Origin of the sequence: Pseudomonas medicaginis (genome assembly GCF_965119365.1) — a bacterium.
In the GTDB taxonomy this organism is placed as follows: domain Bacteria; phylum Pseudomonadota; class Gammaproteobacteria; order Pseudomonadales; family Pseudomonadaceae; genus Aquipseudomonas.
Map to the genome: position 1 here is coordinate 5,681,567 of NZ_OZ221631.1, position 16,208 is coordinate 5,697,774.

Annotated in this window: 7 protein-coding genes; 1 reads left to right on the forward strand and 6 read right to left on the reverse strand. The window is 56.9% G+C overall.

Annotation, left to right across the window (positions count from 1 at the left end; all coding sequences use genetic code 11):
• Positions 1-119: 119 nt before the first annotated feature.
• Positions 120-2,516 carry a hypothetical protein gene (locus ACMTA2_RS24885; RefSeq protein WP_413792192.1) on the reverse strand — a complete coding sequence of 799 codons (2,397 nt, stop codon included), beginning with the start codon at positions 2,514-2,516 and terminating at the stop codon, positions 120-122.
• A gap of 38 nt (positions 2,517-2,554) precedes the next feature.
• Complete coding sequence (locus ACMTA2_RS24890; protein ID WP_413792193.1) at positions 2,555-3,988, reverse strand: hypothetical protein; 1,434 nt, start codon at positions 3,986-3,988, stop codon at positions 2,555-2,557.
• 275 nt (positions 3,989-4,263) lie between these two features.
• Between ACMTA2_RS24890 and ACMTA2_RS24895 the strand changes: the two genes are divergently transcribed.
• On the forward strand, positions 4,264-9,231 hold the full coding sequence (locus tag ACMTA2_RS24895; protein WP_413792194.1) for an RHS repeat domain-containing protein: 4,968 nt from the start codon (positions 4,264-4,266) through the stop codon (positions 9,229-9,231).
• A 74-nt stretch (positions 9,232-9,305) separates the two neighbouring features.
• Here ACMTA2_RS24895 and ACMTA2_RS24900 read toward each other — a convergent pair whose 3' ends face one another.
• The 4 genes from ACMTA2_RS24900 to ACMTA2_RS24915 all read right to left on the reverse strand — a co-directional run bounded on the left by ACMTA2_RS24900 (position 9,306) and on the right by ACMTA2_RS24915 (position 16,205).
• Positions 9,306-10,772, reverse strand: coding sequence for an Ig-like domain-containing protein (locus ACMTA2_RS24900; RefSeq protein WP_413792195.1), 1,467 nt, complete (start codon positions 10,770-10,772; stop codon positions 9,306-9,308).
• 130 nt (positions 10,773-10,902) lie between these two features.
• Positions 10,903-13,104: an autotransporter outer membrane beta-barrel domain-containing protein gene (locus ACMTA2_RS24905; protein ID WP_413792196.1), complete on the reverse strand. Its 2,202-nt coding sequence runs from the start codon at positions 13,102-13,104 to the stop codon at positions 10,903-10,905.
• Between the two features lie 194 nt (positions 13,105-13,298).
• On the reverse strand, positions 13,299-15,275 hold the full coding sequence (locus ACMTA2_RS24910) for a hypothetical protein (protein ID WP_413792197.1): 1,977 nt from the start codon (positions 15,273-15,275) through the stop codon (positions 13,299-13,301).
• A gap of 198 nt (positions 15,276-15,473) precedes the next feature.
• Positions 15,474-16,205 carry an adenosylcobinamide-GDP ribazoletransferase gene (locus ACMTA2_RS24915; protein ID WP_413792198.1) on the reverse strand — a complete coding sequence of 244 codons (732 nt, stop codon included), beginning with the start codon at positions 16,203-16,205 and terminating at the stop codon, positions 15,474-15,476.
• Between the last annotated feature and the right edge of the window lie 3 nt (positions 16,206-16,208).

Consider the following 16,208-nt stretch of genomic DNA (forward strand, 5'->3'; position numbering starts at 1 on the left):
GTTTTACGCCTTGTTGATCGGCCTGACCACTATCAGAACTGTTAGGAGCGCCGAGTCATCTTGGTTGTTAATAGTTATCGACCGGCACTTAGCAGCTCCTGCATCACCACGTTCATGGTTCAAACCTGAAGGAGCTCTGGGAGCTCAATCAAAGGCAGTGGCAAGATCAGGTGGCCTTCGAATTTGCCCCAATCCGGATCATCGACCACAGTGAAAATCAGCACGAATCGTTCAGTGGCCGCGGGGTCGGCCTGGTACAACCCCGTTGAATCGATGGAACCAGGTCCACCCAATGGAAGCTCCCACACAGCCTTCTCCTTGGGCTTGTTATTCACAATACCCTCCAGTTTGACCTGTCCCAGGGCGAGGTCTGTGCTGACAATCTTGACCGTCGCGCCGGGTGTACCTTGCAGCGCCAGGACGTGAACGGATCGGGTCTGGTTGGTCCGGGTGTTTTTGACTTCTATTTCATCGACGACATAGGTTCTATCCGGGACAACCGGGCCATGATGATAGGTATGATCACCCTCGGGTTTATCGCTGGGCAGCACCTCGCCACTTTCGTTGGCGACAGGGTTCTTGATCGACCAGATCAGTTCGCCGCCACCCAGGGCGCCTGCGGCCAACTCGACGCTGCTGCCGACGTCGCAGATCTGGATCAAAGGATGGACAGACAGTTCGTTGACCAATACGGTCACCAGGGCTGAACTGTAGTAGCCCGAAACAGGGTCGGTCGCCGTGATCCGCACCCGTTTGAAACGCCCCTCGATCGAGGCAGCCGGGGGCGCTTGGTACATCCCGGCGGTGCTGATGGTCCCAGGGTCGTCAGCGCCTTTGAGCAGGTTTTCCACTGCCCACAGCACCCCGCTAACAATAGGCGCGGTACTGAACTGCTGTCTTGCACCCTGCGGCATCAGCGGTTGCATCGGGCTGATGACGAAAGAAGTCCGGGTGGGATCAATACGACCGAAGTAACCGATATCGTTAGGCGAGCGGATATGGATGGGTTCTATTGCCCGCCCGAAATTCATCTTGATAATGGATTCGATAAGAGGTTTGACCGAGATCTGTAAACGAAACTGGAGGTATAGTGCAGCCCGGACTAAGGCTATACCTGCGCTTGAGTGCAGCGTTTCAAGTGCCTTTACCAAGATTACGACTACCAGAGCGATCAGTAGATCTGCAATATCTTTGCCCGCTCCAGGAGCAGCATTTCCCTGCCCAGTTGGTTCTTTAGGTAATGGCTCTACGGACAGATCGAAAACGACAGGTTTCAGGACTGGCTCCATAGCGCCATTGCTGTCGGTGACATCCACCAACTCAAATGCAGCCTCCAATTTGTAGAGTACAGACATCCCAATATCAAAAGGCCCAGCCCCATCGTAGTACATCTTAAGATCTTCGACACACTCCGACTCCCAACGCATGGAAGCCCCACGCAGATCAAAAGTCAATGTAAAGGGTTGAGTGCCATTTGCATAAACGGAGGAGACTTTTCGCTTCACAGTCACAACGACCGGCCTGTCCATGGCCACCAGGTTATACACATACTCGGCATCTGCACCAACACTGATATTCCCACTTTTTACGGTCACTGATTCAAGCCGATTATCGTTATAGACATATTCCAGGTCATCAGTGCCAAATAATTGCTTCACAGCGTCAATCAGCTTTTGCTGCCACCCCAGGATGGGCGATAATCGTTTCCAGTCAAATAACACTGTAGCCGAGTAGTCCTTACCAGCATCGTCTGGAATCAAATATTTGAAATTCGTTCCGGGGTAGTCACCTTCCTCGCTACCCTCCATACGCACAAGAGCCAGAATAGCGCCGTTGCCGTGCTCGGATGAGCGAGGGTCCCGGGCCGCCATTCCGCTCGCCTGGGTACGCAGAGCAAATGACTGCGGCCGCATCAGTTCGCTGGTTCCACGCTCGATCCGGCCCAACGGCCAAATACGTTGTTCCGCGGGCAGTTCGTTGAATAAGTCCCGGAAAAAGTTTCCGCCCAATCGCTGTTCTTCTGCCGTTTGGCCAAAGGTCAATCTGAACTGATCGCTCTTGCTTAAATCCAGTATGATGCGCCCGTCGTCATCCACATCGCCCGGCACCTGATTAAGCAGTAAATCCAAAAACAACTTCGGCCCTTGCAGCGGATCGATCTCATCTACTTTTTGCGCCTTCCAACCGACGCTCTCTCGTTTTAACGTCAATTGGCTCCCGCCTACGACAGCCATGGACAACATGGCTTTGGAATCATTCAGGTCGGCATTTTCGAACGACAGCAACGGAACATCCATAACAAAGTCATCGATAAGTTCCATCCATTGATTGTCGATAATCGGCACCTCTCCCCTTATCGGGGGTAAATAGCTTCCGCTGTCGAAGCGACGTATATATTCCTGACGCATCAACAAATTCGCCTTGTTCCGTTCCAGGGCAACAATCATCCCCCAGCCGAGCAACCGTGAAGTCTCTTTCATCCAGACGAGCAACGAATCGAGCGAATTACCTGACATAATCCCGTCCTCATTCAATTGAGTAACAACCCGCCGCGCTATTCAATCAGCTGCGGGGATATCAAGGGAAAGCTTTTATAGGAAAAACCCTCGTCAAAACTGGTCATGACGAACACATCGAACTGGTTACCAAGTTGTAATCTTTCAAGAAAGGAACGCGGCAGCGTCGCGAACAACTTGCCTGCGTTATATTCATCCGGGGTGACAAATTCCTCATCACCTGCGCGCAGCTCTATCTCTTCTTTTCCGCCTCCAGGCAGAACTCCATCGGCAGATATCTTCACCCGTTGGCCCGGTACCATGAACGTCCATGACCCCAAGCGAAAGGTCACGCCACCATCCTCCGTTACTGCAGCCAAGGAGATTTTATTTCCCGAAGAAGGCGGGGAGTCGATCTGCAGAACCGGCCATCCGCTCTCGACGTCCTTGATCTCCAGGTCGAAAACCCCGGATGTATACGGCTGTTCTCCCGGTGGTGTGACTTTATAAAATACGTCCAGGCGTTTGCCCATGTTCGCCGGCACAGCGCGCGGGGGAATTTTGAAACGCCTCGGGTTACCAGCCGTAGGATCAGCGATATGGCTGCCGGTATTGCCATAGCCCTCCCAGTGCATTTGAACCTGGTCGTCGATACCGATCACCGCCTCTTCCGGGACGTCGATATCAACTCCGCCCGTGAGGGATGCGGCCAGGAGATAACCTCGATATTCGTCGTCCTCGCCGTCCCATACCACACGATCGATAATGGGGTGTGGCAGATGCAGGGGCTTGCGTAACATCAGTGACAACGGCATGGATGTGCCGGCATTTCCCTCTCGGGCAGACTGATAGATCAGTTCCACTGTTTTGCCGTTGTTGGCCGTCAGCCAGTCATAGTCAACGCTGAGTTCGAGTAACTGGCTATCGATCGTTGACTGATCGACGCGCACCGTCTTCACGGCCCGTGGATCACCCCAGGCGTACAACACCACGTCATCGTCCACCTGAATGCCGGGGTACACCTCGATGACCAACACCAGGCCATTGGGGTACGCCTCGGGGTCCAGCATGTCGCCGGTAAAATCCTTGACTCGAGGTGCCGGCAACAACGGGGCCTGTGGCGTAACGATACGCAGCGCCTGTTCCTGCGATTCGGTGGGCACTGTCGGGTTGGCGTAGACGATGCTGTAGCTCATCAGCGCGGAGCCATCTTCAATGATTTGCAGCTCGCTGAGGGGCACTGTCCATTGCACGGGTCGCCCGATGTCGGGTCGGGCCAAGACTTTTTCGCCGGTATAGTCCTCCCACGGAAAACCGTCATCAAAAAATCTTTTCAGTCTGAGCCTCACCTTGTCGCCGACCGACATCGCCTGGTAAGGCGGCGCTACCACGGTCGCACCAGTACCCACTATCAACGACAGGTCCACCTCGCAATCATGGGATTCCTTGAATTGCGCAACAGGCAGCAACACCCCGGATTGTTTACCCACCATTTGAACTCCGACAAGCGACAAGTCTGTATGGATGATGGCCAGGTACTTCGCTGTCGCATCAATCGTGTTTTCTTCGTTTTACGCCTGGCCCATCGATCTGCCTACTATCAGAACTGTTAGGTTACCGGGCGTTATTCGAGCTGTTACTGTACTTGCCCCAAGTCGGTATTTATTCCCTGGAGTCCGCTGTCAGCGGTAGTCGGCGCTGGCATTGTTTATGTCCGACTGCATTGTGACCGGCGATTTTTTTATTATCCTCGATGAGGTGCATATCAATGTCCGTCGCCAGCTCGCTGCATTCCAATGCGCTTAACTTCATGAGCTCTGTAAAGAATGGTGTGGATCCTCGCACCGGTCTCTACTCGATATCGATTAACTTCCCCGAAGTCCAAACCAATGATTTACGCGGCCCGGGTTTTGCCTTGGCGCTGGCGTACAGCTCGCTGAATACCGAAGACAGTGGCTACGGTTTTGGCTGGAATCTGCAGTTGTCGCAATACACCCCCGCCAATCAGGTCCTGGCCCTGAGCACGGGGGAGACCTTCAAGGTCACCGGCAGCGACACCGACAGCGGTCAGCTGGTGATGAAGGAAAAAAAACTCGACAGTTTTCATTTCTACCAAGAGGACGACAGCCATTACCGGGTCGTACATAAGTCCGGCCTGGTCGAGATACTCGAAGTGATGGGCAGTTCACAGAACGCGGTGGCCTTGCCCGTTGAGATTCGCTCACCCGTCGGGCACAAGGTCACGCTCGGCTACGCGCCGTTTAGCGGCACTTACCAGATACTGGCATGGGTCAAGGATGACGCGGAGCAGACCCTGCTGACGGTCAACCGTGAGAGCACGTTCATTGAAGTATTGTTGCAGCCGTTGGCCGGCCCCGATAGTGCCCCGCTGGGGCGCTTTGCCATGACTTTGGAAGGTTCCGATAAATATGTCAGCCGCATCAGCCTGCCGACCGAAAACGAAGCATCCTGGCGTTTTGGCTACAGCCGTATCCGCGATCATCTGTGCATTACCTGGGTGGAAACGCCCACCGGCGGACGGGAGGAAATCTTTTATCAGGACGACGGCCACCAGTTCCCGGACAACAGCGGCCGCACACCGTTGCCCCGGGTGACCCGGCACCTCACTGACCCGGGCTTCGACCAGCCGCAGGTCGATGTCCGTTACACCTACAAAAGTGAAGACCCCGGGGAAAGCGAGAAGAATTTCCTGGGCGGCGGCCTGCGCATGTCCTGGGAAGATAACGGCCTGGACAATCTCTACAAATATATTGGCACCTACGAATACGTATGCATCGAAACCCTGTGGGTCCAGGGTGACGCGGAACCGGAACCGCGTCCGGTGCGAAAAATCGAGCGCAAGTTCAACCAGTTCCATTTGCTGACCCGCGAAACGACTACTCAGAACAATAATGTCGAGACGGTCGAAACCACGTATTACCTGACGCCGAACGCCGAGTTCGATCAGCAACCCAAATACTGCCAACTACCCAAGACAGTGAAAACTAGCTGGTCGCTGCTCAACAACCCGAACCGCCGGCGCAGCGAAACCGTCAGCAACACTTATGACACGTTTGGCAACCTGCGGGTGAAGGTCCGAGCCGACGGCGTTATTGAAACCAACATCTGGTACTCCGCCTTGGGTGACGATGGCTGTCCAGCCGACCCCGAGGGTTTTGTACGCAACCTCAAGGAACAAACCGTTACCCCCCCTCCGTCACCTAATGGCCAAGCCCCGACGCTGAGTACTCGTTATCGCTATAAAGAGTTGTCGCAAGTAGGCGACAGCACTTCGAAAGACCTACCGTTAAAGAAATGGCTCACGCTCGAAAGCCAGACGCTGGTGCAGTTCGGGACCACCGAAACCGAGCTGGAAAAAACGCTCTTCGAGCATATCGACGACTCGACCGATACGTTCCTGCATGGGCACGTTTGCTGTCAGACGACGACCTTGAATGGCTATTCCACCCGTATCGATTATGACTACAGTAAATTCGACAGCCCTCAGTTCGGCGTACCCGTCCTGCAAACCACGGAAACGCTGAGCACGATGTTCGATGACGCTAGCAAAACCATCGTCCGACAAAATTCGCGGCTCACTTCGCAAGAATTATCGACTCACGAAGACGGCGTGGAAACCCATTATTACTATGACATCCTGAATCGAGTGACGAGGGAAGTCGTCGCCCCGAACACTGCCTTCACGGCCGCCCGCGATTATGAATACATCCTCAGCTCCACGCGTGGGCAACAGGCGGAGCATGTGAGCATCGACGCCAGGAGAATCAAGACACGCAGCGTGCTCGATGGATTGGGCCGTTTGATTTTCCAAGAGAGCGATCATCTCGATAGCGCCGACTCGAGCAGGATCCGCCAAACCTATGCGGCCATTTATAACGCCTGGGGAGAGTTGGCTGAAGAAACCGAGTATGACTGGCTGGACGGAGAATCGCGGGCGCTCAAGAGCACGTTCTACTATGACGACTGGGCACAGCAAAGCTACGTGGTGGGTCCCGACGGAGTCGAGGTCCATCAAAGCCTGGACCCGATCGGAACACCGGAGTCCCAGGGACCGATCCAGCGCAACTGGATCCAGAGCCCCGGACCATCCCCCATGATAAGCGGCCTGAGCGAGACCTGGCTCAACCCATTCGGCAAGCCCACGCAGGTCCAGACCCTGGATGCAGCCGAGGAGGAAATGGCGACCGAAACCTACCTCTACGACGGTCTGGGCCGCTGCACCCAACACACGGATGCCGCGAAATACACCACTGAATTCGTCTATGACGCCTGGTCGCGCCTGATCAGCAGCACGCTGCCCGACGACAGTATCGTCAAGCGCACCTATGCAGCCCACAGCACCTTGGAGTTGCCGGTGGACCTGCGCGTCAGCGGTGATGGCGCAGACGAAACAAGCGTGGGCACCCAGGCGTTCGATGGCTTGGGACGCCTGACCCGGACTACGATCGGCACGCGCACGGAGCGCTACACTTATGACGCTGGCCAGATGCAGGTGAAGACCAGGATCACGCCAGCTAACGATACCATCGAGTACAACTACAATCTGGCCCTCACCGACCAGCCCATCAGCAGTAGCGCTCCGGATGAAAACACTGGCTTCACCTATCATTCGGTCAGCTCGCGCCTGACCCAGGCACGTAACGAACAGGGGCGCCGCGAATACGAATACAACACCTCCAATCAATTGCGCGTCGAGCGCTGGGTCGACAATCGAAACACTGCCTGGGAGACCCTGCATGCGAGTTCCATGCAAGGCCGTCCGCTCAAGCGCACCGAATTGAAACAAGCGCATAGCGCCGGGCTGGACACCGTCTATGACTACGACGAAGCCGGGCGAGTGAGTAACATCAGCCAGGGCCAACTCCACTCCGCGTTCGAATATAACAGCATGGGCCAGCTCTTTTGCACCACCACGACGGACGTGGCGGCGGACAGCACGCTGGTGACGCAATTACAGTATGACGATCAAGGTCGTGAAGTACTGCGCACGCTGACCTTGAACCAATTGCCACCCTACACTCAGACGCAAACCTGGCAGGTCGACGGCTTGTTGGAAAGTCGGCACCTGCAGCAGGACGGGGTCAACCTGCTCAAGGAGACGTTTGGCTATGACCCCCGTGGGCGACTGGTCAAACACGAGTGCGAGGGCACCACGTTACCCAGGGACAACGAAGGGAGGGAGATCATCAGACAAGTCTTCGCGTTCGATGCCTTGGACAATATCAAGCTCGTCCTGACGACATTCGCCGATGCTTCAACCGAACGGGCAATATTCACCTACGCAGACGATAACCCCTGCCAGCTACAGGGCATCACGTACACGCCGGCAAGAGCGACCGGGAATCCGACTTTCAGCTACGACCCCAACGGTTGCCAACTCAACGACGAGCGCGGTCAACGCTTGATCTATGACAGCCAGAGCCGCCTGGTGGATGTCGAAAGCTCCGCGGGCCAGGTCGTGAGCCAGTACCGTTACGACAGTCATGATCATTTGCTCACGTCGAAACAAGGCAATGAAAGTGAAGTCCTGCGCTTCTATCAGGACGAACAGCTGAGCAGTGTCGACCAGGACGGCCAGCAGACCCACTTTCTCTATCACACCGACGGCCCCTTGGGGCAACAGGCCGCCGACGACTCACAGACCTTGCTGTTGCTCACCGACCCGAGCCAAAGTGTCATCGGTGAAAGCCAGCAACGCGACCTACGCACAGCCGTCTACAACGCGTACGGGGAACGCCACAGTGACGACCCCCTGAGAAGCCTGCTGGCGTTCAACGGTGAAATCCGGGAACAAGCCAATGGCTGGTACATGCTCGGCCAGGGTTACAGGGCCTACAACCCGAACCTGATGCGCTTCCACAGTCCGGACTCCCTCAGCCCGTTTGGCAGCGGCGGGGTCAATCCTTATACCTACTGCCTGGGCAACCCGATTGCCCTGCGTGACCCCACCGGGCACGAGGCGATCGGCTGGAGTGGCAGGTTGCGACGGTCGGACGAGGATACTCCCCTGCCGTCGAGCGGTAGCAGCTTGGAAGGCTGGATTTCCGTGGCAATCGGAGCCGTGTTTGTTGTCGTTGGGGCCATTACGACTGTTGCCACATTGGGCGCTTCAGGCCCCGCCTCCGTTGCGTTCGTCCTGGCGCTGACTGCAACCGCACTCACAGCCGGCTCGACAATCTCCAGTGCGGTGGCAGTCGCCAATCAGAATGAGGAAGCGGGTAAATGGGGACAATATCTGGGGTATGCAGCATTGGTTGCATCCGCCCCCTTTGTTGTCCAAGGTGCTTACAAAGGACTTAAGTCGATATACGGAAAAGCAACTGGCGCCGTTGCTAAGACCAAACCTGTCAGCGGGTTAGTACCCAATAGGTTTACCCAATCATCGAACATGGTCAACGCAAAACCTGTAGCGCGAGCCACTCCGCAAGCAACACCTGCACGTTCGCCAACGGCTCCATCTGCGGCTCCAGCTGCTGTTCCGACAAACGCTCCAGCTCTCACAATTCCTAGACCAAGACTTATCAATACTAGAAGTGCTGGCGCCACCCCAGGCAACAGGTACCCATACGTAACAGTGGATGCGGAGCGCTATGTGCAAGTAATAAGGAACAAAGCTAATGCGTGGGGATTTAACCGTCATATCCCAATATCTCAACAGCCCAGAGCGTGGAAGTTCCTTCACGGCGTGGCAACTAAGACACCTGTGCGCCAATAAACCCCATCCTATGGACTTCGGTGACAAAACAATGTTTTGCCGCCGAAGTCTTGGGCATCCTCCGATCCGAAACCTCAAGTAATCAACGTCGGCGTCAACGTCGGAAAAGTCTTCCAGGTCTGCTTGGCATCGAAACTCACACTCACCCGCACGTCCAGCGCATTGCCGATCTTCAGACGTTGCAGGTCGGTCTTCGAGATTCGCCCGGCGGGTAGGGTCTGGGTCACCTCCGGCACCGGGAATTCCGTCAGCACCGGAATCCTCACCAGCTGATTGCTGCTGTCCACCCCCCTGACCTCGATCGTCAGGAACTGGTCGGTGGCCATGAAGCTCCAGCGTTCAAGGGTGAAATTGGCATACCCTCCATTTGCAATGCTCGCCAGGCTCAACTTGCCGCCCGAAACCTTGTCGCATTGCACCGTAGGCAAGCCTGTCAACTCCTCGAAGCGCAAACTGTAGGTGTTCGACCTGTGCGGCTCGACAATGCCGGGCTCGAACACTTCATAGTTCACCGGGATTGTCTTGCCCAGGTGTTGAGCGATCTTGTCTTTGGGGATCTTGTAGTCCCGCGACCCTGCTGGGTCCGGAATGTCGGTACGAAATGCGCCGACCGTACCCGGCTCGGCCCACTGTACGAACACGCCCTCCCCATCGTAGATGACCGCCTCTGGCGGAATGACGACCGTCACGCCATTGACCGCATCGAGCGGTTTCAATACGCCACTCGAGGCGCCACCCTGGGCTTGCTTGACCGAAGAAGGCGGCAAGGTGCGCGGGATAGGCGTGGCGGCCACATCGAGCTCGACCGGCTCGGAACGCAGGCTCAGGTTGCCTGCACGATCCTGCGCCTGATACCACACGTAGCGCCAGCCATCGCCCCGATTCTGTATCAGATCCGCCTGGATCGTGATCACTACGGGATCAGCGTAGTTCTGGTCGGTGAGTTCGACGATGCCACCCTGATCCTGGGTGCCCGGGCTGTTGCCCCAGAACCAGGTAATTCGATCCCAGGGTCGAGGGTCGGTATATCGGGGTAAAGCAGCTGTTACTGCATCGCCGTTCTGTTCCAGGTAGCGGGCGGTGAGCTTGTTGGGAGGCAGGACTTCGGGAGGGAAAACCAATTTGCTGTCAGAAGCCAGCACTGGTGGGGACTTATCGACGGTCACGGTGAAGGGAAATGATCGCGCCGACACGTCAGCGAAGTTGGTCATGATGAAGCTGAGGGTATGCTCGCCGGAAGGTAATCTGTCGGCACTGATCTCGACGAAGTAATCGCCCGGATCCATAGGCAAGGTCCACTGGTCGGACCCTATGATATTGCTTTCATCATCGTTCAGAAAAACATCGACTCGCTCGGTTCCCGCTGGCGGGGGGTCGTCATACCAGGGTTTGAATTCGACCCTCAAAGGGTTGGCCGGGTCGCTCCAGGCTGAACGATGCAGCAGGTTGTGCTCGCCACCGGGAACATCCGCCAAAGGCATCGGCCGTGTCCAAGGGGCCGTCATGGTAGGAGGGAGCAAGTCGGACTTGGTCGATGACATTTTCATGTTCTCCTTTGCTGATTATCAGCCCCCTGGACATGGCCGGGAGGCAAAATCCTGATGAACACTCGAATGCCGCGAAGGGACGATGCCGGAACGGCGTCCGACATGCTTGCCTGCTCAGCGAGCACTACCAGAGATAGCGCACGCCCACGTTGGCACCCCACGGTTGTTCGATCTTGTTGCCGTTGCTGTAATCGAAATCGGCATGAATCGAGACCTTGTCGGTCAGTGTCATGGCAACGCCTGCGCCCAGCTCACCCCGGGATCCCGACAGGTCGTTATTGAACGTGTTGTCGTTGACCTTCACGTCGTTATTGTTGGCAAACTCGTGCACATACGCGGCGCGCAAGTACGGCTGCACGGTCTTGTCATCCCAGGTGAAGTTTCGCCCGACGGTCGCGCCCGCCTTGGCCATCAGCGAGTGCGTGCGACTGCCTTCTGCCGAGAGACCGTTATCCAGCTCATAGTCCTTGCCCTGGATGATCACGCCGGACAATTGGGTAAACGGCTCGACGAAATAGTCGTCAGCCAGCTTGAAATGACGACCGAACTCCAGGGAGGTCCCGACGGCATTGCTGGCGTAGTCACCCTTGGTTTTCTTGCCGTCGCTCAGTTGCACGTCAGACTCGTTCTGGAACCGGTTGAATTTGAGCACACCGTCGAAGTAGTAGCCGCTCTGCTCATCCAGCCAGGTGGTGTAGGCACCGAGGTAGTAGCTGTCGATCGTTGCGCTGGTACCTCGGCTCATGTCCAGGTCAGATTTGCTGTAGCCACCCAGCACGCCCACCAGCCATTGTCCGTCACCCACCGGCAACGGCGCATCCGCACCAAACGACAAGCCCTGCTGGACCTGCTTGTAGGCGACGCCGGCACTTTCGCTGACATTGAACTTGTTACCGTAGGCACGAATCCAGCCGCCGGCCTTGCCATGATCCATGCGCACTTCACCCATACGGCTGCGCAAGGTGCTGAGTTCGCCATACCAGGCGGTCGGCATGGCGTTGGACAGCGCAATGACCGAACGGGTACCGGGGCTGATCGTGCGCGAGGCGGTGTTGAGGTACCAGTCGTTGCTGCCCTGCTGGATCAGGTCGTATGAATAGGCCCCCAGGTCCACTTCGCCACCAGCCAGGGTGAAGGTCGCGTCGCCGCCGCCGATATGGACCACCGGGATCGCCCCGGCACCCACCGGTTCGGAACCGCTGGAGTCCATGGCGATGGTGTGGTCGCCGGTGGCGTTGCCGGCCACCGTCAGGGTGTCGACCTGACCGGTCTTGAAATCGGTGTGCATGTAGAACGTGCCGCCATCGCCGGACAGGGTCTCTACGTTCAACTTGAAGAATTCGCCCGGATTGCCGAACTGGATGGCGCCGCCATTCATGACCAGGTTCTTGACCTCGCCGTCACCGACCATGACCCAACGAGCGTTGCTGTTGATGCCCAGGTCCTTCACGTTCTGCAGGTTCCCGGTCAGGGTCGCGGCATTTTCCAGAAGCACATTGGCGGTACTGCTGTCGTCCGCGACGATATCGCCCACCAGCGTGCTGCCGCTGACGCCCAAATTGCCCTCGGCGCCACGGCGAACGTCCATCAGAATGCCATTGCTGGCCGACAGCGTGGAGCCGTTGACCACTGAGATATTGGCGGCGCTTGCCCCCAACCCCAAGGTATCGACGACGATGGCCGAACCATTCAGGCCTTCGACATGGGTGCCGTCCAGGTTCAACGTGGAGGGTTCGCTCACGCTGGCATCACCACCGATTTCAATACCGTTCCTTGCACCGGAGATAGTGCTGTCGCTGACCGTGGCGGTTCCGCCGAACAGCCGCAGGCCGGCGGCATTGGCGCCCGAGCCCTTCACGGTTGAGCGCACCAGTGTCAGCTCACTCAGGCCGGTGACCGAAACACCGGTCGTTGCGCCGATGATGGTGCTGTCGCTCACCGTCGCGGTGGATCCCTGAGTAGCTGCGGAGTCGCGACTGACTGCCAGACCGATCCGGTCGCTGGTGATCTGACTGCTGCTGATGTTTGCACGACCGGCGTTCAGTTGAACGCCATTGGCGCTCGTTGCCTGGACGCTGGTACCGTCGAGGTTCAGGGTGGAATTGTTGACGGTAATATCGCGAGTCTGGGCGCCATTGGCGTTCAATGTCGACTCGCCATTCAAGACATAGTTATCGGTTACGGTGGTGCTGTCGATATCCACGACTTCACCCGGAATGAGGACCCGCCCGTACCCTACCTCTGCGAATAGCACCAGAGGTGGGATGGACAACAGCTTCAAGGCTCGGAGCAACGGACGCAGCGTGAAAGATCTAGGCGTGGACATACAGGCACCCTGTGGCGATTGGGATACAGAAGGCCGCGCAGGCTACAGATCGTCGATTCCGTGGTATGTAGGACTTTTCTGAATTTATCTGCACAACCGATGACGCCAATCTTAGGAACGAGCCTAACTTTTCCTGATGCCAATCACCCAGACGTCCTGGTCTGGGTGACTGGCATTACTTGGATAACTGCATCTCAAGGGGTCGGCCTCGTTGGGACGTTGCAGGTACCTTCGCCCTGCGATAACACTATCCTGTCATCCGTAGGCGTTGCTACAACGGGTTTCCCTGGAATCGTATAGCTCACTTCGCCTTTTCCTATCTGGGAAGTGCTCTGCCAGACAGGCAGGAGATGGGTGGCATAAGGTTCGATGAGCCAGATAATCCCGTTAGTGGCCTGTTCCTCGGTGATATTGGTGAACGTCTGGGTTTTATTTGTGCCAGGTACCAGCACCGGGTTCGCAAAGTTCGTATAACCGTTCCATTCCACTGCAACATCGTCGCCTACCTTCAGATAGGGACTCGGCGGAATCAGATATTCGATGCCGTAGCTTGTTCCAGCCGCATTCCAGCGCAATGAATCACAGTTCACAAAGCCATTGGTTGGATGCACATGCTGAGGGATGGCCGGCGGCAGTTGGTTAACCAGGAAGTCAATCTGGACTGGGGTGCGTTCCTTCGGCTCTCCCGGGTTGACGTGGCTCGCGTTGGTTAACTCGTACCAGACCGGCATGGTCGCGCTGGGGCCTTCTAGGCGGATGATGTCCCAATCGAGTGGAATCTCAATGACGTCCCCAGCCGAATCATTATTGACATCGATCACATAGGGGGGGCCGATGGGAGTGCCATTCCATAGGACTTGATAAGTGTCATCATCGACCAGCGGTGCAACCAGTTTGATATAGGCGAAGATATCTTGATCTTCGTCGCTAGGCACCAGCACATTGTCAACGCCCGAGAGCCCTACCACCGTGACCGGCTCCAATAGATCGTTGCCAGGTTCCGGATCCGGGTCTTCCGGCCCGGTGGTGGAGAAGTTGCACCGTACGGTTGCTACATCTGATGGGAAGGGCTCTACCCCTCGAAATACCGTGTAGGACAGTGGTGTGGGCACCACGCCAGTCGTAGTGCTGCCGTATTCTTCCCAGATAGTCGACCAGGGCACGGGGATGTTGGTCCCGCTCGCAGGGTTGCTCCCTAAAGGCGTACCCGGAGTGATTTCCTTAGTGTTCCATTTGACGACAACGATATCGGTGTTCTTGCCCTTGTCGACATAAGGCACATTGACCAGCACGTTCCCATCGACAACATCCGAACGAATGAGCTCTCCGCCCGTGGCATCCGCAGCCGTGGGCTCGTCCAATGGTGGAACAGGCCACGGATCGAGCGCAACCGAGATGAGTTCATATTTCGACAGAGGGCTAGGGTTACCGGCCTTGTCGATCAGTACATAGCCACCGCAACACCTGCCGTCCCCGGCCTCGATGAACTTGCTCTTGGGAATCTGTATTACCCTGCTGACCGCAGGATCAATAGGCTGAACGATAAGGTCGATATCAGCAGGGTCTTCGGGCAATTCTCCTTTTATCCAGCCGAACGCGATTAACACGTCCTTTTGATCGCCAGTCCAGGGAGGTATTGTCGCTTCCAGATAGTCATCCGTGCCAAACGTATCATCGGTAACAGGCGGCACGAATGTGAATGTCATTGGGTCTGGAGGAAGCGTACCGCCTGGAGGAGTCTTATCGATGTGGATGTAAGCGCGTCCAGACCAATCTAAGACCCCGCCTAAGTTCTCGTGCTCGTAGCGCAGACTGAAAGTGCCTTCGTGCTCCGGGTCCAACAGGAAAGCACTGGGGATAGTGAACACCAGCGGCACCCAGTTAGCGCCCCCTGTGAACTGATGCTCCTGTACCAAATCCCACTCGCTACTCGTCCCTCTTGCAATCTGCAGCCGGAAATATTCCGTATACCCGTTCGGTATCTCGTTGCCCCAAGTCTGGATTGTTGTCGTCAGACCGTTATCCAGGTCTGACCTGCGGATAAGCCCTAGTGGCAACCCCCCTAACGGAGGAGGCTCCACAACCGGATCCTGTACCACAAACGGCGCGGGCCCGCCGGCTCCGCTCTCATTTGATGACGCCGACTGCTCTTTTTTATCTGAATCAGCCATGTTCTCGCTCTCCGTATTCATACTTTGTGCCATGGACACCCATGGCGCTTCAGTTCGAAAAGCAGACCGATTATTAGTGGGCACTGCCCAGACGCCTCCCGTCGTTCTGCACTGGAACGAAGTAAGCGCTTTTTTCGATCACGACGAAACTGTCAGAGTTGACAGGTGTTCTTACGCACAGTGTTCTCGTAGCCCCTGTCAGCCCAACACAATTGCGACCAACACCGCCATCTCCAGCAATTCAAGTAGCGCCCCAGCCGTATCCCCGGTACATCCCCCGAGCCTGCGCAGCATCATCCGCCGCAAGCCAACAAACACCCCCAAGGCAACCACCAGCCCGAGTATCCCACTCCCCCCCGCCACCAGCATGCAACCCAGCGCACATCCAGCTAACACCCGCCATCCAGCGCGCCGAGGCAGATGATCGGCCAACGCCTGCCCCAACCCACCGGCACGCACGTAAGGAGTGGTCAGAAACAGAGCGAGCAACGCGCCGCGCCCCAGTACCGGGACGATGAGCAGCGCCAGGGACTGGCCTTGCTCGATGAGCGCCAGCAGCGCGGTGAATTTGAGCAGCAGCACCAACACCAGGGTGATGACGGCGATCGGTCCGCTGCGCGGGTCTTTCATGATCAGCAAGGTGCGTTCGCGGTCGCCGAAGCCGCCGAGCCAGGCATCGGCGCTGTCGGCCAGGCCGTCGAGGTGCAGGCCACCACTGAGCAGGACCCAAGCGGTCAGCAGCAGCGCGGCGTGAAGCAGCGCAGGCGACCCGGCCAACAGCGCGTCGAGCAACCAGAGCAGGCCGCCGAACAACAACCCTACCAACGGATAGAACAGCAATGAGCGGCCCAGTTGTTCAGGCTCGGGCATGCCCGGCAGGCGCACTGGCAGGCTGCTGAGAAATTGCAGGGCGATCCAGAACGGCAGCATCGA